General features: G+C 61.3%; 30 protein-coding genes. 24 read left to right on the top strand and 6 right to left on the bottom strand.

Annotated features, from left to right (window positions below; genetic code table 11):
• Nucleotides 1-97 precede the first annotated feature (97 nt).
• From GWL_RS08885 to GWL_RS08870, 4 genes are all read right to left on the bottom strand, one after another.
• Nucleotides 98-1,369: a PepSY domain-containing protein gene (locus GWL_RS08885; protein ID WP_081486051.1), complete on the bottom strand. Its 1,272-nt coding sequence runs from the start codon at nucleotides 1,367-1,369 to the stop codon at nucleotides 98-100.
• Entirely contained in the window at nucleotides 1,363-3,582 is a 2,220-nt protein-coding gene (locus GWL_RS08880) for a TonB-dependent siderophore receptor (RefSeq protein ID WP_008329041.1), read from the bottom strand. Before GWL_RS08880 ends, GWL_RS08885 begins: the two co-directional genes overlap by 7 nt.
• A gap of 92 nt (nucleotides 3,583-3,674) precedes the next feature.
• On the bottom strand, nucleotides 3,675-4,994 hold the full coding sequence (locus GWL_RS08875; protein ID WP_008329040.1) for a lysine N(6)-hydroxylase/L-ornithine N(5)-oxygenase family protein: 1,320 nt from the start codon (nucleotides 4,992-4,994) through the stop codon (nucleotides 3,675-3,677).
• Between the two features lie 13 nt (nucleotides 4,995-5,007).
• Nucleotides 5,008-6,075, bottom strand: coding sequence for a GNAT family N-acetyltransferase (locus GWL_RS08870; protein WP_008329039.1), 1,068 nt, complete (start codon nucleotides 6,073-6,075; stop codon nucleotides 5,008-5,010).
• A 323-nt stretch (nucleotides 6,076-6,398) separates the two neighbouring features.
• Between GWL_RS08870 and GWL_RS08865 the strand changes: the two genes are divergently transcribed.
• On the top strand, nucleotides 6,399-8,051 hold the full coding sequence (locus GWL_RS08865; protein ID WP_034350349.1) for a cyclic peptide export ABC transporter: 1,653 nt from the start codon (nucleotides 6,399-6,401) through the stop codon (nucleotides 8,049-8,051).
• A 130-nt stretch (nucleotides 8,052-8,181) separates the two neighbouring features.
• Here GWL_RS08865 and GWL_RS08860 read toward each other — a convergent pair whose 3' ends face one another.
• A complete protein-coding gene (locus tag GWL_RS08860) occupies nucleotides 8,182-8,493 on the bottom strand; it encodes a helix-turn-helix domain-containing protein (protein WP_034350347.1) in 312 nt (103 codons plus the stop codon).
• Nucleotides 8,494-8,730: 237 nt separating this feature from the next.
• Here GWL_RS08860 and GWL_RS23355 point away from each other — a divergent pair, with 237 nt between their 5' ends.
• From GWL_RS23355 to GWL_RS08770, 23 genes are all read left to right on the top strand, one after another.
• The gene (locus tag GWL_RS23355) at nucleotides 8,731-8,928 is read left to right on the top strand and encodes a hypothetical protein (RefSeq protein WP_008329029.1); all 198 of its coding nucleotides are present in this window, start codon (nucleotides 8,731-8,733) and stop codon (nucleotides 8,926-8,928) included.
• A 113-nt stretch (nucleotides 8,929-9,041) separates the two neighbouring features.
• Nucleotides 9,042-9,362 (top strand): hypothetical protein, encoded by a 321-nt coding sequence (locus GWL_RS08855; protein ID WP_008329018.1) that lies wholly within the window; start codon nucleotides 9,042-9,044, stop codon nucleotides 9,360-9,362.
• A 50-nt stretch (nucleotides 9,363-9,412) separates the two neighbouring features.
• The gene (locus tag GWL_RS08850; protein ID WP_008329017.1) at nucleotides 9,413-11,068 is read left to right on the top strand and encodes a replication endonuclease; all 1,656 of its coding nucleotides are present in this window, start codon (nucleotides 9,413-9,415) and stop codon (nucleotides 11,066-11,068) included.
• Entirely contained in the window at nucleotides 11,058-11,204 is a 147-nt protein-coding gene (locus GWL_RS23350) for a hypothetical protein (protein ID WP_008329016.1), read from the top strand. Before GWL_RS08850 ends, GWL_RS23350 begins: the two co-directional genes overlap by 11 nt.
• Nucleotides 11,204-11,371, top strand: coding sequence for a hypothetical protein (locus tag GWL_RS23345; protein WP_008329015.1), 168 nt, complete (start codon nucleotides 11,204-11,206; stop codon nucleotides 11,369-11,371). The genes GWL_RS23350 and GWL_RS23345 overlap by 1 nt, the downstream gene beginning before the upstream one ends.
• Before the next feature lie 90 nt (nucleotides 11,372-11,461).
• Nucleotides 11,462-11,842, top strand: a complete 381-nt coding sequence (locus GWL_RS08845) for a hypothetical protein (RefSeq protein ID WP_008329014.1) — start codon at nucleotides 11,462-11,464, stop codon at nucleotides 11,840-11,842.
• A 61-nt stretch (nucleotides 11,843-11,903) separates the two neighbouring features.
• The gene (locus GWL_RS08840) at nucleotides 11,904-12,380 is read left to right on the top strand and encodes a hypothetical protein (RefSeq protein WP_157174217.1); all 477 of its coding nucleotides are present in this window, start codon (nucleotides 11,904-11,906) and stop codon (nucleotides 12,378-12,380) included.
• Nucleotides 12,364-13,056 carry a hypothetical protein gene (locus tag GWL_RS08835; RefSeq protein ID WP_008329012.1) on the top strand — a complete coding sequence of 231 codons (693 nt, stop codon included), beginning with the start codon at nucleotides 12,364-12,366 and terminating at the stop codon, nucleotides 13,054-13,056. Before GWL_RS08840 ends, GWL_RS08835 begins: the two co-directional genes overlap by 17 nt.
• A 110-nt stretch (nucleotides 13,057-13,166) precedes the next feature.
• Entirely contained in the window at nucleotides 13,167-13,310 is a 144-nt protein-coding gene (locus GWL_RS23340) for a hypothetical protein (protein WP_157174216.1), read from the top strand.
• Nucleotides 13,311-13,343: 33 nt separating this feature from the next.
• Nucleotides 13,344-14,147 (top strand): major capsid protein P2, encoded by an 804-nt coding sequence (locus GWL_RS08830; protein WP_008329010.1) that lies wholly within the window; start codon nucleotides 13,344-13,346, stop codon nucleotides 14,145-14,147.
• 9 nt (nucleotides 14,148-14,156) lie between these two features.
• Nucleotides 14,157-14,549 (top strand): hypothetical protein, encoded by a 393-nt coding sequence (locus tag GWL_RS08825; protein ID WP_008329009.1) that lies wholly within the window; start codon nucleotides 14,157-14,159, stop codon nucleotides 14,547-14,549.
• A 17-nt stretch (nucleotides 14,550-14,566) separates the two neighbouring features.
• Nucleotides 14,567-14,770: a hypothetical protein gene (locus GWL_RS08820; protein ID WP_157174215.1), complete on the top strand. Its 204-nt coding sequence runs from the start codon at nucleotides 14,567-14,569 to the stop codon at nucleotides 14,768-14,770.
• On the top strand, nucleotides 14,737-15,165 hold the full coding sequence (locus GWL_RS08815; RefSeq protein ID WP_034350344.1) for a hypothetical protein: 429 nt from the start codon (nucleotides 14,737-14,739) through the stop codon (nucleotides 15,163-15,165). The genes GWL_RS08820 and GWL_RS08815 overlap by 34 nt, the downstream gene beginning before the upstream one ends.
• Nucleotides 15,158-15,550 carry a hypothetical protein gene (locus GWL_RS08810; protein WP_008329005.1) on the top strand — a complete coding sequence of 131 codons (393 nt, stop codon included), beginning with the start codon at nucleotides 15,158-15,160 and terminating at the stop codon, nucleotides 15,548-15,550. Before GWL_RS08815 ends, GWL_RS08810 begins: the two co-directional genes overlap by 8 nt.
• 7 nt (nucleotides 15,551-15,557) lie before the next feature.
• Complete coding sequence (locus GWL_RS08805) at nucleotides 15,558-16,346, top strand: hypothetical protein (protein WP_008329003.1); 789 nt, start codon at nucleotides 15,558-15,560, stop codon at nucleotides 16,344-16,346.
• The gene (locus GWL_RS08800) at nucleotides 16,343-16,909 is read left to right on the top strand and encodes a tail fiber protein (RefSeq protein ID WP_008329000.1); all 567 of its coding nucleotides are present in this window, start codon (nucleotides 16,343-16,345) and stop codon (nucleotides 16,907-16,909) included. The genes GWL_RS08805 and GWL_RS08800 overlap by 4 nt, the downstream gene beginning before the upstream one ends.
• A gap of 7 nt (nucleotides 16,910-16,916) precedes the next feature.
• A complete protein-coding gene (locus GWL_RS08795; RefSeq protein WP_050978076.1) occupies nucleotides 16,917-17,144 on the top strand; it encodes a hypothetical protein in 228 nt (75 codons plus the stop codon).
• Nucleotides 17,141-17,785 carry a glycoside hydrolase family 104 protein gene (locus GWL_RS08790; protein WP_008328998.1) on the top strand — a complete coding sequence of 215 codons (645 nt, stop codon included), beginning with the start codon at nucleotides 17,141-17,143 and terminating at the stop codon, nucleotides 17,783-17,785. Before GWL_RS08795 ends, GWL_RS08790 begins: the two co-directional genes overlap by 4 nt.
• An 8-nt stretch (nucleotides 17,786-17,793) precedes the next feature.
• Nucleotides 17,794-18,153: a hypothetical protein gene (locus tag GWL_RS08785; protein WP_008328995.1), complete on the top strand. Its 360-nt coding sequence runs from the start codon at nucleotides 17,794-17,796 to the stop codon at nucleotides 18,151-18,153.
• On the top strand, nucleotides 18,153-18,452 hold the full coding sequence (locus GWL_RS08780) for a hypothetical protein (protein ID WP_008328993.1): 300 nt from the start codon (nucleotides 18,153-18,155) through the stop codon (nucleotides 18,450-18,452). Before GWL_RS08785 ends, GWL_RS08780 begins: the two co-directional genes overlap by 1 nt.
• Nucleotides 18,453-18,454: 2 nt before the next feature.
• A complete protein-coding gene (locus GWL_RS08775; RefSeq protein WP_157174213.1) occupies nucleotides 18,455-18,628 on the top strand; it encodes a hypothetical protein in 174 nt (57 codons plus the stop codon).
• Nucleotides 18,629-18,643: 15 nt separating this feature from the next.
• A complete protein-coding gene (locus GWL_RS23625) occupies nucleotides 18,644-18,817 on the top strand; it encodes a hypothetical protein (protein ID WP_008328990.1) in 174 nt (57 codons plus the stop codon).
• Nucleotides 18,818-18,821: 4 nt separating this feature from the next.
• Complete coding sequence (locus GWL_RS08770) at nucleotides 18,822-19,001, top strand: hypothetical protein (RefSeq protein WP_008328987.1); 180 nt, start codon at nucleotides 18,822-18,824, stop codon at nucleotides 18,999-19,001.
• Between the two features lie 103 nt (nucleotides 19,002-19,104).
• Here GWL_RS08770 and GWL_RS08765 read toward each other — a convergent pair whose 3' ends face one another.
• A complete protein-coding gene (locus GWL_RS08765; protein ID WP_008328984.1) occupies nucleotides 19,105-19,464 on the bottom strand; it encodes a hypothetical protein in 360 nt (119 codons plus the stop codon).
• Nucleotides 19,465-19,547 lie beyond the last annotated feature (83 nt).

Here is a 19,547-nt window from a genome sequence, read left to right as displayed (position 1 = left end):
CAGGGCGCCGTTGTGAAAACGCTCTCCCGGAATCATCCGGGAGAGCGCTTCAGGGGCCGCTGCCATGGCAACGGCAGTGGTCGTGGCGCTGCAGGTTTCAGGCCTGGCGCAGCTTGTCCTTGCTGAGCTTGCGGCCCTTGCGCTTCTTCCACCACACCACGATACCGGTCACCGAGAGCAGGGTGATGACCAGCCCCATGAAGGAAATGAAGATGCGCCATGGCAGCCCGAACACTTGCCCCATGTGCAGCGCGCCTATCCAGTTGCTGAAGGTATTGCCGCTGCGGTCGCCCGCAGGCAGCCAGTGACCGCGCAACTGCCCGGTGCGGGCATCGATGAGGATGCCGGTGTTGCCGACGTTGCTGCGCAGGTCGGCAGTACTGTGGACCATGTAGGCATAAAGGCCGCGGCGACGATCGAAGCTGAGTCTTTCCTCGAAGTCGGTGCGGATCCCCCGTTGAGCGGCGAAGCGCTGCATCGCCTCGCGCGCCATCGTATGCGCCTGCGGCCAGCTCATCGGCGGTGCGCTCATCGGTTCGCGCAGTGGTGGCTGGGCGCGCCAGCTGTTGTCGAAAGGCAGGATGCGTGTCATCACCGGCATGTAGATCTGGTCACGCAGGTTGAACATCACGCTGGACCAGGCGAACAGCAGCAACATCAGCCAGCACCACAGGCCGAAGGCCCGGTGCAGGTCGAGGTTGACGCGGTAGAAACCGGCCTGCCACTTGACCATCCACGCCGGTTTCCACTTGGACCAGAAGGGACGTCCGCGCGGCCAGGTGAGATAGACGCCGACAAAGCAGTCGATGGTCCAGAAGGTCGAGACCAGCCCCATCAGCAAAGCACCGGCAACGCGCGGCAAGGCCAGGGAGTGATGGATGTTGAAGACCAGCGGCATCAGGTTCTGTGGGCGCAGGCTGATCTTGTCGCGGTCGCGCACCCCTTGCACCTTGCCGGTGTAGGGATTGACCAGGATTTCGTTGTAGGCCAATCGGTACGGGCGACCGGTCGCCGGATCCGTGGCGGGGTCGGCCATGAAGGAGACCGTGCGACCGGGCTGCGGATGCAGTATCAGCTGGTTGATCTGGACGTGCTCGCCCAACTGCTGCTGGACCCGCTCACGCAGGGTGTACGGGTCCAGCATGGACGTGGCCGCCTGGCCCGGTGCGGGCTGGGCCAGTTGCAGCTCGGGCGCGAGCCAGACCTCCAGCTCATCCTCGAAGGCCAGCAGGATGCCGGTCAGGCTGGCCACCACCAGGAAAAACGCGATCGCCAGACCGGTCCAGCGATGCAGCAGGACGAAGGTCTGGCGTGTCGGCACCCACGGCCTCCAGGTTCGCCCGGAGGGTAGCGGGGCGGGTTTTACCATCGTGTGGTCACCTGTACCAGGCCGGTGCGGCGGGCACCGTATTCACACAGTTCCGAGCAGAAGGCATAGACACGGTCGGTGACGTTGTTCACCTTGAGCGCCAGCTCGAAGTTGCGCCAGTCGCTGGAAATGCGGCCCAGGTCGAAGCGGGCACCGAAGTCCAGCAGCGTGACCGAGGGGGTCTCGAAGGTGTTGAGCGCATTGCCATAGGCGCGGCCGATGTAGCGCACGCCCGCCGAGACGTGCGCGCCGGCCAGGGCACCACGCTGGAAGCCGTAGTCCAGCAGCACGCCAGCATTGTGCTTGGAGGCGCCCGGCAGGGCCTTGCCCAGGGTGCTGGTGGTCGAGCTGCTGGAAGTATTGCTGGTGACCTTGGTGTTGGTGTAGCTGTAGCTGGAAGTCAGATTCAGGCCATCGGCCAGCGACATCTTGCCTTCCAGTTCGACGCCGCGCGAGCGGGCCTCACCAGTCTGCAGGTAGTAACCGGCGTGGGCCAGGTCGGCGGTGGAGATGTTCTGGCGACGCAGGTCGAAGACGGCCAGCGTGAACAAGGCATTGGTATTGACCGGGGCGTACTTGACACCGGCTTCATACTGCTTGGCGGTCTCCGGCGTGAGCATGGCGCCGCCGAAGCTGGTACCCGTGGTCGGGGTGAAGGATTCCGAATAGCTGGCATAGGGCGACCAGCCGCCGTCAAGCTCATATACCGTGCCCAGGTTGCGGGTATTGGCCTTGTCGCTGCGTTTGGTCTGGGTTCTGGAGATGTAGTTGCTGACGGTCTGGTCGGAGTTGTCGTGCCGGATGCCCGCCGAGACGATCCAGCGCTGGCCGATCTTGAGCTGGTCCTGCAGGTACAGGCCGACCTGTTCGTCTTCGGTCTTGGTGTTGTAGTTGTCTGCCACCGCCGGCAGGTTGGCATAGCTGCCGGTGTAGATGTTGGAGAGCACATAGCCGGCCAGGGTGTTGGGGCTGAGGTAGCCGGTCACGGTCCCGGTGGTGCGATGGTAGTCCAGGCCCATGAGGACCTTGTGCTTGATCATGCCGGTTCCGAAGTCGGCCTGCAGCTGGTTGTCTGTGGTGAGGGTGTCCGAATTGGTCTTCAGGCGCCAGCGTTGCAGAGCCGCAGTGGCGAACTGCGTGGTCGGATAGTAGGCGGCGAAGCGCAGGTTGTTGCGGGTGCCGTCGTACTTGGTATAGCGCAGGTTCTGACGGAAGGTCCAGACATCGTTGAACTGGTGCGAGAACTGCGAACTGATCGACGCGTTGTCGTATTTCTCGTTGTTGTCGGCCGAGCGGCCCAGTGCGGTGCTGGTGGGGAGGCGACCATTGGGGTTGTAGCTGACCGTGCCGACGGCCGGCAACAGGTTGTTGGACAGACCTTCACTGTGTTGCAGTTCGACGCGGCCGGTCCATTCCGTGCGGTCGTCGGGGCGCCAGGTGATGGCCGGGGCCAGGAACAGGCGGTTGTCGACGGTATTGTCGACCTGGGTCCGGGCTTCACGGGCCAGGCCGGTGAGGCGATAGGACCAGACCCCCGCATCATCAAGCGAACCGCCGAAGTCGCCGGCGATCTGCTTGCGGTCGAAGCTGCCGACCTGCACCTGCAGTTCGTGCAGCGGTGTGGTGGTGGGCTTCTTGGAGACCACGTTGATCAGGCCGCCCGGGGAATTTTGTCCGAACAGCACCGAGGCCGGGCCGTGCAGCAGTTCGATGCGCTCCAGGCCATAGGGCTCGGGCGCATAGCGGCTGTAGCTGGCGTTGGAGGAAGTGAGCATGCCGTCGCGATAGAAGGAGCCGCCGTTGTTGAGGGCGAAGCCGCGCAGCAGCGAGCCGGTATCGACGATGGCGAAGGCACCGGTGGAGACCTGCACGCCACTGGTGTAGCTCAGCGCCTCGGAGACGGTGCGGGCCTGCTGGGTGGCGATCTGGTCCGCGGTCACCACCGAGATCGAGGTCGGCGTCTCGGTGATGGGAGTATCGGTCTTGGTGGCAGTCGCGCTGCGCTTGGCCACGAAACCATGCACCGGACCGGTGGCTTTCTCTTCTTCTCCCGCAGCGGTGACGGTGACCTGGGGCAGTTTGTCATCCGTGCTGGTGGTCTGGGCCATGCTGTTGGCGCAGGCCGACATGCCCAGCAGGGCGCACTGAAGGGAGCTGACCAGCAGGCGCTGGCGCAGCGGGGAAGGGTGATGCCGGGAGTTTCGTGTGGTCATGGTAAAACGGGTTCCTCGATTGCTGTTGTTGTAGATGTTGTTGACGTGAATTGAACATGGGGCGGCGCGGGCGGCGGCTGGCGCGCCCCGGGTCAGGCCTGCAAGGCGCCGTGGCGCTGGACATCCCCTGATGCTTGCAGTGCCGAGGGTGCTGCATGGCCCTGGTGCAGCGTGTGCGCCAGGGCCATGCGGATTTCGTCGGTGCGAACCGCCGTGATCGACAGCAGCGTGTCGGACAGGCCATGCGAGTCTTCGCAACTACCTTGCAAGAAGATCGCCGGGCGGAAGTTGGGCGTACTGTCCAGGCGGTAGTGGCGATCGACGCGCATGCCCGGCAGATAAGCTTGCAGCTCGCCCAGCAGGGCGTGATGCTGCTGGCGCTGGTAGCCGGTGCCCAGGATCACCGCATCGTAGGTTTCGGTATTGACCTCGCCGCTTTCCAGATTCTTCAGGGCCAGGTGCACGCCGGCATCGTCGCTCCAGGCCTCGACGGTGTCGTGGCGGCGCAGGAAACGATGGCGCTGTTGGCCCCGTACTTTCTGCTGATACAGCACGTCGTAGAGGCGCTCGATCAAGGCCATGTCGGGTGCGGCGTAATTGGTCTGCATGAATTCCTCCAGCAGCGCCGCGCGACTGTCGTTGGGAGTGTTGTAGACGTAGTCGGTATAGTCGGGATTGAAGATCTCGTTGACGAAGGGACTGTCGTCGGAGGGCTTGATGGTGCGCGCGCGCGTGACCAGATCCACTGACAGGTGCGGATGGCCCTGCAGTTCCAGGAAGATCTCGGTGGCGCTCTGGCCGGCACCGATGACAGCCACGCGGCGCGGGGGCGGCAGCCGTGCGAAGGCGCTGCGGAAGCTGCTGGAATGGAATACCCGCGGTTCCTCGCGCAGGTGCGCCAGGCAATCCGGGATATTGGGCGTGCCACCCAGCGCCATCACCAGGTTGCGCGTGAGGCGCTCATGGGTGCGGTGGTGGGCATCGCGCGAGACTACCCGCAGCATGCTGACCTCGCTGCCTCTGATCTCGGGCAGCACGGCGATGACTTCTTCACCGTAGTGACATTGATGATCGAAATGTCCTGCGGCCCAGGCCAGGTAATCGTTGAACTCCAGCCGGCTGGGGTAGAAGGTCTTGAGATTGATGAAGTCCGATAGTCGCTGCTTCTGGTGCAGGTAGTTGATGAAGGTGTAGGGGCTGGCCGGATTGCGCAGCGTGGCCAGATCCTTGAGGAAGGAAATCTGCATGTGGGTGCCATCGAGCATCATGTCGCCGTGCCAGGCGAAGTGCGGCTGCTTTTCCAGGAACAGGGCATCGATCGGCGCAGCCTGTGCCTGGTTCTCCTGCAGGGCGATGGCCAGCGCGAGGTTGGACGGGCCGAAGCCGACGCCGATGAGGTCATGGATCTTCAAGACGGGTCTCCTTTCAGGGGGAGCAGGGGAAAAACGGCGGGTCCAGCGGCGCCAGCGGAGTCTGGGGTTGCCACAGGCCCTGTCCGAAATAGCGTTCACGCGAGAGCATCACCAGCATGGCGCGCTTGTGCGGGAAATCGAACTCCTTGAGCTTGGCGTAGCCGCTCTTGTCGAGATTGCGGATCTGTTTGTCGTGATCCGCGCGCGGCTCGCCCACTACGGTCTGGGTACGACAATCGTCGAGGAAGAGGTAATGCGAGATCGAGGTCAGCCAGGCCACCGCGAACTGCTTGCCACGGAAGGCTTCCTCGCCCACCAGCACATGCCAGCCGCGGTCGAATTCGCCACAGTCGTAGAAGGGCGCGATGCGGTTTTCCTTGGCCCAGTAGACTTCGAAATAGGCAAAGGGTTGGTCGTCGAAGCTGGCAATGAGCGAGGTCATGTGCGGATCGGCGGCGATGGTATCGAGATAGTGGCGATGGCGCGCCAGGTCGCCGGCCTCATCCCAGAACTGCACCACCACCGGATCATTCATCCAGCGATTGAAGAGGGGCAGATCCTCTTCCAGACGCAGACTGCGCAGTGACAGTGTCTGTCCCAGCCAGGGCAGGTAGCGACGGTAGACTTCTCCCTCCGGTTTGGGCGCCCGCAAGGGGTGGCGCTTGCCCTCGCTCATCACCTGCTGCACGGGGAAGGGCGGCCGCTCTTGCGGCAACCATCCGGCGGCGTGTTGCCAGACCAGTTCGGCCAGGGCCACATGCCGGCTGCCCTGGCGTACCAGCAGACCGGCGCGGCACATGGCCGCGGCCTGAGACTGGGGCAGCTCGACAACGACCTTGCCCGCTTCGGGCACGTGCACAAAGATCGTCTGCAGGATGGCCAGCAGATCGGTGCAGGAGTCGCTACCGCCTTCCTGGGCAATGGCCCAGTCCTGGCCGCTGGTACTGCGCTGCCAGGACCAGCGCGACCGCACCTGACCATCAGGATCGGTCACGGCGAGCTGCTGCGCCTGGCGCAACACCAGGAGCGACAAGCCGTTGATGCAGACAGGCGTGACGGCAGAGGAGGGGGGCAAGGTCATCAACAAGGACTCCGAGTAAGCAAGAGGGGCAAGGCAGCAGCGATGGAAACTGAAGAAAAATGACAAAAAGCCAAGTCCTTGCTGTCCGGATCGCAAAAAACCTTCACCTTTACCTAGACGAATGAGAAGTATTTTTATTTAGGCGAGGGCGGTAAACGGGCTGCAATGCCTTTTGCAGCGGGGAAATGGGCCGTTGGGGGCGGCATCCCGACAGGTCAGCAGGGGTAAATGGCGGGGCAGCTGGATCGTCAGGTCAATATGAAGTTTTCATTCGCGATTTTCTTGTCACTGCTTTTCGCTCGTCATCCCAACCTCGTTACCGCATGCTCAACTTTCTGATACGCCAATCCTGGCGCCTGCTTCTGTTAGCGTCTTCCGCCAGTGTTCTGCGTGGCATCTGCAGCGTGCTGACCGTGGTTCAGATCAACGCTGCCATCGCCGGCCAGGCGGCCAGCCGTCCCCAGGCCGCCTGGCAATTTGCCGCGACGGTATTGTTGCTGATGGTATTTCACCTGCTTTCCAACATGTCCTTCGAGCGGCTGAACCAGCGTGCCCAGGCCGATTTGCGCCGCTACATTTCTGCGCGGGTCATTGGCGCCGATTACCGACATATCGAAAAAATCGGCGCCCCGCGCATCCAGTCCGCCCTGACTGAGCACAGTGCCAAGGTTGCCGAATTCTTTGTCGGCATGCCGGCCATCCTGACCAACTCGGTGGTGGTGATCGGCTGCCTGATCTACATGGTGCTGTTGTCCTGGCAGGTGTTTCTTGGCGCGTTGGCGGTATTGGCGCTGGGGTCGGTGGGCTACCATCTGGCGCATCTGAAGGCCATCCGTTACCTGGAGCAGGCTGCACGCGAGCAAGATGTGATGTTCGGTCATTTCCAGAGCATGACCCATGGCGCCAAGGAGCTGCGCCTGCATCGCGACAAGCGCGAGCGTTTCGAGCGCGACTTGTTGCAGGTCGCCATCGAGAATGTGCGGCGCCTTCGCACGCGTGGCATGTGTACCTTCAGTGCCTCTGCGGGCTGGGGCAATTTCCTGATCTTCGCCTTCATCGGGGTGGTCCTGTTTGCCCTGGTCAGCGACGCCCCCGGGCAGCGTGCCGTGGTGAGCGGTTTTGCGCTGGTGTTCGTCTACATTGTCACACCGCTGGAGGTGCTGTTGATGAACATCCCGCGCGCCAATCTGGCCCGTGTGGCGGCGGCCCGTATTGATGCAGTCACGCAGGAAATGCCCAGCAGTGAGGTGCTTGCGCCGACCGGCCAGCGCAGCCAGCTGGAAAGCCTGGTCCTGCGCGGCGTCACGCACCGCTACTATCATGAGCGCAGCGACGGGATCTTCATGTTGGGGCCGATCGAGCTTGCCTTCCGTCCCGGGGAACTGTGCTTTCTGGTGGGGGGCAACGGCAGTGGCAAGACCACGCTGGCCAAGCTGCTGGTGGGATTGTATGTGCCGCAGGATGGGGAGATTGTCTGGAACGGCGTGGCAGTCGGCGATACCAACCGCGATGCTTACCGGCAGTTGTTCTCGACGGTATTCTCGGACTTCCACCTTTTTGATCAGTTGCTGGAGGGAGGGCGGCCGGACCTGGATGCCGAGGCCAACCGTCTCCTGGAACGCTTGCAGTTGCAGCATGTGGTGCAGGTCAAGGCGGGGGCGTTCACCACGCGCGCCCTGTCACAGGGCCAGCGCAAGCGCCTGGCACTGGTAGTGGCGACACTGGAGGACCGGCCCTTCATGGTCTTTGATGAATGGGCTGCGGATCAGGATCCGTTGTTCAAGGACGTTTTTTATCGCGAAATTCTGCCGGAACTCAAGGCACGCGGAAAGGCGGTGCTGGTGATCTCGCATGACGACCGCTACTTCGACCAGGCCGATGTGCTCCTGTCGTTGGAGAATGGGCAATTGAGCCGGAAGTCCTCGGTAGGCCGGAGCACTCCGGCTGAAGTGCGGCAGGGGGAGTTTGCGCTTTGAGCTTGCGTGATGAGGGGTGATGAGGGGCACGTCCAACGTCTGCACGGGTGTGCCGGGCTTGTTGTCGTTAATTCGCATAATTTGTAGGGTGTTAAGCGGCAGCACATACCTCATGCCACCGCGCCGAAAGTCAAGCTAGGCGCGGGCTGCGGCGTGGCATGAGGGCATCAAAAGACGCTGAAAACTTTTCCATCATCGAGGCCCAGGCGGCTTTAACCTCTGGAGCCTTCGAGCGCTCAAGATGGACATCAATAAGAACACGAGCAACCGGAATGCCGGTCAACTCGGCAACCTTAACGGCGGTCTCGTCGCCGATACCACTTTTACCCATTTTCATGTGGCTGATGGCACTGCGCGTCACGCCTAGCACCTTTGCTAGCGCGTAATCGGACGGCAGGTCGAGTTTCCTCTTTACCAACTCCAAATAATCATTCGTGTGCATATGCTCTCCTAGGGCTAGACGCGCCTGGACGTAGGCGGTGTAGCCGTATGATAGGTAAGTGTCTCTAAACGTTCAATGAAGATTGACATTCAACGTTGAATAACAGTTGACGCGTAGAGAATCATTCAACTATGATCCGTCCCTATCGACCGGGGACTCCTCATCGCTCCCTAGGCAAAAGACGGCTGACGCCGCCCCGGTCGATTATTTGCCGGGGACAAGACCTAGGGGGTCAATGTGTCGAACAAGCAACAGCATGAGTTGACGAACAAAACCGTCCTGGAAGCCTGCAAGGCGCTTCAATCGAAAATCCAATTCTGCGAAAACATGGCAGTGCAGTGCGAGAAGCATGGAAGCGATGCGGGTGCGCGTCACTTCTGGGAGAGCGAGCGCGAGAACGCCGCAATTGCCCTGTACGAATTGACCGGCGTCTGAGCGAGGCGACCATGAGCGCAAAAATCAAAGATGCCGCCATGTGCGTCCTGGGCTTCGGCCTGCTGTGCTCGGCTACTATCCTGAGTGCCATCGAACTGACGCGGGGATAAGTCATGGTGGCCGCATCCGCTGCCGAACAGTCGGCAATCTCTCACGCTGCTGGCAACGCGGCGATTGCGCAATCGCTGTTCCTGCTCAAGACGGACCGTGAGGCTGTGCGCGCTGCGCACTGGAACAGCCTACCGGAGCAGACCCGAAAGTACATCTGCCACATGGCCGGGATTGGCGCGGAGCGCGGCGCGCTTCCGCTGCGCGAACTGGACGCCTTCCAGCGCGGCAAGGTGAACCGCACGGCCGATAGGCTGATACGCGAACTGGAAACCCTCATGCGCTGCATGCAGGGAGGCAGCATTCCCGCGCCAGCCGCCGCATGAGACACCTGTTTCACTCGACCAGCGCGCCTATCGCTGGATTACCTCGCCGCATGGGCCGCGTTCTGCGCGGCCTGTTCGAGCGCGAGGGGATGGAGCGCCATGAGCGGAAAATCGACCTCATCGATAAGGTGTGGTGCGAAACCGATCTGCCGCCCCTGGATGCGGGCGATAGCGCCCTGCATCAGGTGGCCGAGGCTTGCGCCCGCGAGTGCTTCCGAATTTGTGAAACTGTCAAGACCGTGGACGCGATCATGCTGGCAATCGGCGTTATCTGCCGTCGCCAGCAAGTCCCATTGCCAAAGGGAGAAACCAAAGGTGAAATCACCCGTCGCGCTCTTGATCGGGGCTGGTGGCTTCGGTCTATTCGCAAGGCGCATGCGCGCCGTTTTGAGCATGTGGCGATCCAGCTGGGTTTTGTGTCCTACAAAACCGGAGTCTACGTCAGTGACGAGACCGTGCAGCGCCAGCGCCGTCGCAACCGGCAAAACGCCAAGCTGCTGGCGAGCATCGAGGTTGAAAACGAACTCGGACAGACATACAGCCTTGAAAAACTGGCCGCCCTAGGTGTGGCAAATCCGGCCATCAGGCGCGGCGAACTCATGAGCCGTATTCGAGGGTTCGAAGAAATCGCCGCTGACCTGCGCCATGTGGGCGTGTTTGCGACCATCACAGCCCCTTCCAAGTATCACGCCGTCCTTTCCAAGTCCGGCCAGGAAAACCCGCGTTATGTCGCCTTCGGCTCCCCGACGCCGCGCGAGGCACAAGCCTACCTGTGCAAGGTGTGGTCCTGCATTCGTGCCAGCCTACACCGTAAGGGGATTCGCGCCTACGGTTTCCGCATCGCAGAGCCGCATCACGACGGATGCCCACACTGGCACATGTTGATGTTTCTGCCTGCCGATCAGGTGGGGACCTATAAGGCGGAGTTGCGCGCCTATGCCCTGGCCGTGGACGGCGATGAACCGGGCGCGGATAAGAACCGCGTCAAGTTAGTGGACATTGAGGCCGGCAAAGGCACGGCGGCGGGCTACATCGCAAAGTACGTCGCAAAGAATATCGATGGCGCTCATGTGGGCGACCACAAGACCGCCGAAGGCTGGACCGTTACCACGGACCTCCTGGGCAATGAAGAAATCACCCCGAGTCAGCGCGTCGTCTATTGGGCGCAGACCTGGGGTATTCGCCAGTTTCAGCAGATCGGCGGCGCTCCCATTGGCGTGTGGCGTGAGCTGCGCCGAATCAAGGAAGAGACCGTCCGCCATGCGCCGCCTGCGCTCAAGGAAGCGTGGCGCGCAGTGCAGAAGACAGAAGATAGCCGCGCCTCGTTCGCGTCATACCTGCGCCAGCAGGGCGGCCCGAATGTCGGTCGTAGCGGTGCAATCGTGCTCGCGAAGCGCCCTGTAACGGTAACGGGGCGGTACGCCACGTATGAGGAAAAGAAGCCATGCGGCGTGTACCACACCAGCAATAGAAAGGCTGTATATGAGTCGGTGCGTCACGTGTGGAAGCGGCTTGACAAGGCAGAGGCTGTGGCCGTTGCCGTTCCTTGGACTCGTGTAAATAACTGTACGCGTCAGTGGCAAGAGGAACTGAAAAAGCGGACAGCCGAAGGGATGGAATCCTTGAAAGGGCATTCCATCGCAACAGAAAACCTCATTGAGAAGTGGAAAAACCGCTTCAAGGATGGCACTGAGTATGAACACTGAACAATCCACGGCGCTGGAAAAGGAAGCCTGCGCCTTGGTCAAGCAATACGGCTTCTTCCTGCCGTCGCCGGTCAGGGCCTTCCTGACGAAGATGGCGGATTCCCTCAACTGGAACACCCTGAAAGGAATGTTGTAATGACCGCACCGAAGAAAACCGCCGCCACCGCCACCGCCAAGCCGAAGAAAGATCAACCCTCCCTCGTGGCGCTGATCGATGAGGCGTGGCACTCGACCAGCGACGAGGCCAAGAAAGAAGCCCTCATCGCCGTTGCCAAGCGCGTCGAAGCGCTGGAACAGCAGTAACCATTACCCACCAGCGCCGGGGCCGCTCACAAGGCGGCAGGCGCACCATAGGCCGCGTCCTTACCGGGGCGCGGCCGAAGGAATCAGACGATGAAAAAAGAAGTCATCGGGCATACCAATTGCCCGGTATGCCCGCACCAGGACGCGGAAATCAAGGAAGACAAGAACGGCCACGCCTTCATATTCTGCCCTGACTGCGCAGCGCAGACCTTCACCCGCAACGAATACCGCGACGGCCATCTGCGCCGCCGCATGCGTCCCGTTACCGTTACCGTAACGGAACCGAAAGACCCACCGCCGCCACCGGCCGCCGTGCCCGTTACCGCCCCCAAACAGGAAAACGCACCAGCGCCAGCAACGGCACAAGCCCCCGCCGAGAAGAAGCCCATCAAGAACCCGCCAGCCGCACCCGAGAAGAAGGCCGGTGGATGGTTGCAGCCGCTGTTAGCGGTAGGGGGTGGCCGTGGCTGATCAAGAATCCCTGCTGCCATCGGGCAGCGAGCATGAGGGGCCACAGGTAGAGCAGGGCGGCATGAGCGACCTCGACCGCATCGCCCTTGAGGCCGCCGCTGAAGAGCAGGCACAGGAAGCGAAGGAAGACGCGGCGCTGCACCCGGAGAAGGCGAACCTGCCCGACCCGGCCACCGCCTGGGCGCAGATTCCGGCCATGTTCGGCGGCCTGCTGGGAATCGCCATGCCAGAGCTGAAGGAAGCGTACACCGAAGCCGCCTGCATGCAGTGGGGCGGCGCGATGGCACAGGTGGCCGACAAGTATGGCTGGGACGCCGGAGAAACGATATCGCGATTCGCCCCGGAGATTGCCCTAGTGGTGGCAACGCTACCGCTTGCGCTGCCCACCGCGAAGGCGATCAGCGAACGCCGGAAGAAAGCCGCAATGGAGCGTCCAGCAGCCCCGCCAAGGCCGGATAACGGTCTGGTTGATACCCGCATGCCAATCGACCCGAAAACGGGCCTGCCGATAGGAGGCAACTTTGTCGCGCCAGACTAAAGGGAAGGGGACGGCGAACGCCGCCAAGATTCACGCCGTTATCGGAGCTTCCGGTACCGGCAAATCCTCCTACATCAAGGGCGACCTGCTGCGCTCGTATGACCGCTTGATCATCTGGTCCCCGCTGGAAGATACCGACGAATACGGCCGGTTCTGCGGTGGAACCGTCGTCCGCGGGAAGATTACCGAGCTGGTGCAGGCCGTGAAGTCTCCGGCCGCTGCAATGGTGTATGTGCCGCGCGGGAGTGATGCGGAGGTGAAAAAGCAGTTTGACCAGTTCTGCCGGATCGCGTGGACGATGGAAGGTGCGACTGTGTTGGTAGAAGAATTGAGCCGCGTAACAATGCCATCGTGGTCGCCGCCCGCGTGGCGCAATCTGTCCACGGCAGGCCGCCATAAGGGGCTGACCCTGATCGGCGTAGCGCAGCGGCCCGCCAACATCGACAAGGATTTTTTCGGCAACTGCACCGAGATTCGCTGTTACCGCGTGAACTATGACAACGACGCCAAGGTGATGGCGGATGCTCTCGGGCTGGAGACGGCATACGAACCGGGCCCGCAAGGCCAGGCCGTGGCCGTGAAACCACAAAAGCAGCTCCGAACGCTGCCGAATTTCCATTTTTTCCACAAAAACCCGGACCTCTCGGTGCGTCGCGGGGAGAACAAATCCCGGTAACGGTATCCGTACCCGTTACCGGGCATTTTCAATGAATGCGGGAGGCGGCATTGTTGGGCCTGCGATTGATTCACTTTCGATTGACCGACAAACCACCTTCTGAGGAACACATGAACAAAGCAACCATGCACACTGCCCTGATCGCTCTGGCGACCTTCGCCGCCGTCGCCTTCGTGCAGCGCAGCGTCTTCGCCATTCCCGTCGTGGGCGCGTACCTGCCGGGCGGTGTGGCCGCTGCTGCGACCACCGCCTAATCAGGGCAAACCACCGATACCACAAGGAAAACCATGTCCGCATTTCTGGATCAGCAAATCGACCTGCAGAACGTCCGACCGGGCGCAACTGCCATTCTGAAGCTGTCGTACAACGCCACGTATGACAAAATCCATTTCAACCTCGGCGGCGGCCTCACCAAGGCCATGATCAAGCGCATCGAGGGCAAGGCGAACGGGACGACTTTCTTCGTCGACGATGGCACCCGTGTGGGCCTGCGTGACGCCTATCAGGGCGTGTTCCTCGATCCGGCCATCCTGTCTCTGGACTTCACCGAGGTGAACAGCCGTGGCGGCGCACCGGCGCAGTATCTGGCATCGATCCCGCGCAACCTGTTGCAGTCGCTGACCTTCGAAGTCGCCATCGACGGATCGGCACCGAACACCATCACCCTGACCGCCGACGCGGAATACCGCGATCCGACCCCCAATACCTTCATTCTGCGCCGCAAGGACTTCAATGTGGCCCTGCCGCTGGTCGGAGAGAACGACCTGATCCTGCCGGCCGATGTGCAGGCCGGTGGCCTGATCAAGCGCATCTGGTTGCACCACGGCGGCAACGTGACCAAGGCCGAACTGCGCACGAATGGCGCGCCGCGCATCCGCGCGACCACGGGCACCATCGGCTACACCCAGAAGCGCAACCGCCTCGTGCCGCAAACCAACGTTCTGGTGCTGGACTTCCTGGCCGACGGCAACCTGATGAACATGCTGAACACCCAGGGCGTCAATGAAGCATTCCTCCGTCTGACCTGCTCGGCGGCCGACAGCGTGACCGCGTATATCGATTACATCGACGATATCCGCAAGCTTAAATAAGGGGGGCGCATGGCTTGGGGAACCGTAAGTGACTTCGGCCAGGGCTTCGGCCTCGGCACCGGCTTTGATGGTGTCGACCTCGGCACCATCGATACCGCGACCCCGCCTGCCGCTGACAACAGCAACGGTGCGCCGCAGATGCAGTCTTTCGACTGGTCCAGCCTGAGTTGGATCGGTGGCGCGCTCGACAAGGCGCTGAATTACTCGCTGCAGCGCGACCAGCTGGACTACAACAGCCAGATTGCGAAGACAAATCAGCAGTTGCAGGCGGCAGCACTGTATCGACAGCAATACCCGTATGGCACGGCCGTACCGGTCGGCTATACCCAGCCGCTGAGCGGTCGGCAGTTGCTGTTCTGGGGTGCGGTGGCAGTTGGCGTCTACCTGGTAGTTAGCAAATGACGCCAGCAATGCCGTCCATGTCGTTGCAGACCTCTTCTTCCAGCTCTGCTAAGGGTGGGGAGTTTGGGGTAAGCGGAAACGTCCTGCTCAATCAAGGCGATTGGATCATCAACAACGGGAGCGGGAGCGCGGCCGGTGGCGGCATTCCTACCGACTTCCTGTATATGGCGGCTGCTGCCGTGGGCCTATGGATGCTGTTGAAAGCCAAGAAGAAGATCTAGCGCGCATCGTCGTCGGAACGCTCGACGACGCGGCCCGCGCGGCGTATGCGCGAGCATTCGACGAGCGTCGGGATACGACTGGCGGCCTCGGCGACATGGACTCGTGCTTGCGCGAGGCGCAGTTGTATGAGGTGCAGGTCGGTGGCGTGACCATCGCCCGCTATGCCCTCAAACAGGTGGACAGAGCGCGCGGCACAGAAGTTTTCATCGTGGCAGCGGCAGGGCATGCGCCGGGCTTCGATCTGGTGCAGTCCATTGAGCCAGTCATTGCGGCGCAGTGCGCAGAGGTCGATAGCATCGTGATCAATACCCGCCGAAGGGGCCTCGTGAAAAAGCTGAGCAAACAAGGTTGGACGCTTGATGCGTTCGTTATGAGAAAGAAAATTCATGTCTGAGAGCAGCAGCGACGCAAGCCAGACCAGCACAAGCGAAGCCCAGGACAACCGGATCGCCGCCGCGCAAGATTCGGTAAACCTGGTGATGAGCCGGGCATCTGGCAACAGTGTGAGCGTGACGACTACTGATTTCGGCACCGTGTCGAAGGCGTTCGACTTCGCCACCGCGCTGGCGAAGAATGCCGCCAGTCAGGCAGCGGCCTCGACAGATGCTGTCCAGAAGGCAAGCACCTCTGCACTGGCGGCAGTCCAGCAGGCATACACCGACTTCAGCACCAAGATTGACGACGCCTACACCACCAGCAAGGCCGGTGAGCAGAAGGTGCTTGTCGGCGCAGTGGTGGCGGTGCTCGGCCTTGTTGCAATCAAATCTCTGAGCAAATAGGGCAGCAATGCAGACTTACACCGAAAAACTCAAGGCAGGAAAGATGGTACCGCTGCCGACATCCGGCCGCGTCTTCCTTATCGACTCGGTATCTCCGGCAGGGGCATCCGTCGATGTCACGATCTTACAGCGCGGCGCGGCAGCAGCACTGCTGCCGGGGCGGAAAACCGGATTCAAGGTGATTACCGACTTCGATGGCCTGCAATTCACCAGCGCAGTCGATGCCACCGTGACATTCATCGTGTCCAACGACGATGTGCAGGTGGGCTTTGCGGATGGTGCATCCGTGTCGGTACCGGGCGGCGTGGCAATCACCAATACGGCCGCTACTCCGGTACCGGTATCGTTCTCCGGGACCGTGGAACCGGTACTCGGCAACGTCAAAGTGACAAATGCTGACGCCGATGCCGTGCCAGTGGCGCAGAAGGCCGGTGCGGTCTTCACCGTCGCACCTGCCGCAGGTGCTGCGTTGGATGTGACAGTGAAGAATACCGACGATACAGCGGTACCGACGCGCAATCAGTCGCTACTGAATATCTTGGAATATGTGGTGAACATGCCTACGGCAAACACCAAGGCACAGCTTCGCAGCGATCCGACGAACCGGAAAATTCGCTTTCGCAACACCCATGCCACCGCAATGGTGGCGCTTGGTAGCACCAATGTGACGTTGGCAAACGCGACGATTTTGCTCGGCCCCGGTGACGTTCATTTCGAGGATGACGCTGCAGGAGCGACCTGGTACGGCATCAGCGATACCGCGAATGTCCAGGTCAACATGCAGGTGCTGAAATGAGCCGCATCGTCCGTAGCTTGATCGCGGCGGCCATCTCCTTCAAGCCCGTAGGGGCGCTGATCAGCACCAGCGTACAGGCAGCGTTAGCAGAGCTGGATGTGAGAGCGTCTCTGCCGGGCGAGGTCAAATACGTGGCCTACAACACCGCGCCGCCCGGCTGGCTGAAGGCAAACGGCGCGCTGGTGTCGCGCACTGCCTATGCGGGCCTGTTCGCCAAGATCGGCACCACCTATGGTGTCGGCGACGGTTCGACCACGTTCGCACTGCCAGACCTGCGCGGCGAGTTCTTGCGCGGCTGGGACGATGGGAGAGGCGTGGATGCCTCCCGCGTCAACGGCTCGGGCCAACTGGATCAGTTCCAAGGGCATGCGCACACGATAAGCATGCTGGGCGGAACTGGTTCGTCGTATGGTTTCGGAGGCAATACGGGTAATGCGAACGTAGACAATCCGGGCGGCGCGAGCGTCAATACCCCCTTGACTCTGGGAGCGTATGGGGCGCCGCGCTTCGGCACCGAAACCAGGCCGCGAAACGTCGCGATGCTGGCCGTGATCAAGTATTGAGAACAACATGAAGATTTATCACTACCACCCGGAGACGGGAATCTATCTAGGCCAGGGTGAGGCGGATGCGGATCCGCTGGTCTCGGGTAATTGGCTGATCCCAGCATCGGCCACCGCGAAAGAGCCAGCGGATGAGCTGGAAGGCTTCATGCGCGTTTTTCGAGGTGATGCGTGGGAGTATCAGGAGATTCCGCCAATCGTCGATCCTGCGGACGCTGGACAAGCCGCAGCATGATAGACAAGCGGCTACTGCTCGCCGCGCTACTTGCTGCAAGCGCCTATGTGCTGCTGCGAGGCGAGAGCAGGGACAACGACACCAGCGAGAGCGACAACGCGCCCTCGATTTTTGACGAGATAACGAACACTGCAGGAGATTACTGGATGAATGTACCGAGCAACGGCGGAAACCGTGGGGCCTTTTTGAGCATGCTGCGTGTGCCAGAAGGCACCAGCGGCCCCGATGGTTATCGCACCCTCGTGGGTGGCGCGCTGTTCGACAGCTATGCGACGCATCCGGCACTTGCTGGTTGGCGAGGTCTGCCGCTTTCGAACGCCATGTGTGCAGGTGCTGGTCTCGGACCTGGCTGTGTGTCCACGGCGGCCGGCGCGTATCAGATCACCAAGCCCACCTACGTGCGTGTTGCGGCCAAGTTGGGCATCACCGACTTTTCGCCGGAATCGCAAGACGCGATCGCGCTGGAGCTGGCGAACGAGAAGGGCGCATTAAGCGATATCGACGCCGGAAATATGGACAGCGCTATCGCCAAGGTGCGCCGTGTGTGGGCCAGCCTGCCGGGTGCAGGATATGGACAGCGAGAGGAAAGCATGGCCGTGCTGCGTGACACCTTCGTGCAAGCGGGCGGGGTGCTGGCATGAAAAAGGCCATGCTCTACAACGTTGCGATAGGGGCCGCTGCCGTCGCGCTGGTCTATGCGCTGGCGCGCGGGCGCACCACGGGGACGCCCAGCAGCAGCGGAAGTCGCTCTGTCTTCAGCACATGGAACCCATTTTCTCCGGACAGCGGTGCGGCCTACAACCCGGCTGATCCATCGCTGGTGATTCCGCTTGCGGACCTGATCAAGGGCACCATCAGCGAGTTTTATAACGGCGGCGTCAATACCGAAGTGCCCATGCTTTCCGACATCAAGAATCAGGCAATCTCGGACTACTACGGGAATATTTCCTCTGGCAACACTGCCAGGGATAACGGAAGCGTTGTATTCAAGCCGGGGACGTACTGGTAATGGAAAACACAAAATTTATTCTGCTGGGCGCTGGTGCTGCCGCGCTGGTGCTGCTGTACATCGCAAAAAAAAAAGCTGTAGTTGCGGATGTGGCAACTGCGGTGGGTGAAGCCGTGGGCGGTATCGCCTGGGGCATTACTGACGGCGCTGTTTCTGGTGTGGTGTACGGAATTGGCGATTCCATCGGCCTGCCGCGCACCGACGAGACCGAGTGCGAGCGCGCCAAGCGGGAAGGGCGCACGTGGGATGCCTCATTTGCTTGCCCTGCCGGAGACTTCTTGAAATACCTGTGGAACTGAAAATGAACCTGAAAGAGATCATACCCAAGCCTGAAGCCATGCTCCGAGAGGGCGTAATCGTACTGGCAGGCGTCCTCCTGGCCGCCTTCGTGCTGAGCCGATTCCCCAAGCTGCAAGCGTTCGTCAGCAACAACTCCGTGACGGTCAAAGACCCGAGCGGCAACGTCCTTTTCTAACCCGTGGAGATAACCATGAAAGATGCAATCCTCAAGCGCCTGAAAGAACCGTCCACGCAAGCCGGTATCGCTGGCCTGCTGTCCGCCGCCGCCATGTTTGGTGTGCCGCAGACCACCATCCAAGCGGTAAGCCAAGCTGCTGGCGCACTGCTGTCCATCGCCGCCATCTTCCTGCCGGAAAGCAAGTAAGCGAATGGACGTCTCGCCCGACTTGATCGAGAAGGCATTGACCATGCTGGCAAGCGCGGCAGCGGCCTATGGCGGCATCCGTGCAGATATTCGCGCACAGCGTCGAGAGATTGAGCGGGCGCAGCGGACGGCAGATCAGGCGCACCAACGTCTCAACAATATTTTCGACAGGAGAAGCACGTGACCAAGCGACGCATGCCACCGCGTACGGCCAAGGGCCGTTTCCGCAAGCGCAAGAAGTGAAAAAGCCCCAGATTTCCGGGGCTTTTTCGTAGATCGAGGGAGCGTTACGCGGCGCAGGCAAAGGTGAGGGTGACTTCATAATCATCGTCGCCGCTGAGTCCGGGCATCCAGACACCGACTGCTGCTGCGAGCTCGCCTGCTTTGTTGATATTGCGGTTGGTACCTTCGCTAACCACGCCCTTGTATTTCGTCTCGCTGTTCGAAACCTCGGCGCGCTTGCTCTGCTTGCTGCAGGTGGAATCGGCCGCCTTGATGGCCGCCGCCTGGGCGTCACGCTCAGTTTCGGCAATTCCGGTAGTCCGGTATTGGCCGCCTGCCAGCGGCAGGACGTTAGCCGGTTGCGTCGATGCGCAAGCGGTCAGGATGAGGGCCAGGGATGCTACTGCTGTGAACTTCACTTTCATTCTTCTTTTCCTTGTGGGTTGGTACTGCATTAAATTGGATGACATCGCCAACGACAATTCCGAGGCGTTTAGTTACTGCTGGG

Source organism: Herbaspirillum sp. GW103 (assembly GCF_000261365.1).
Taxonomy (GTDB): domain Bacteria; phylum Pseudomonadota; class Gammaproteobacteria; order Burkholderiales; family Burkholderiaceae_D; genus Herbaspirillum.
The sequence above is the reverse complement of the archived record's forward strand: the minus strand, read 5'-3'. Positions and strand labels throughout refer to the sequence as shown.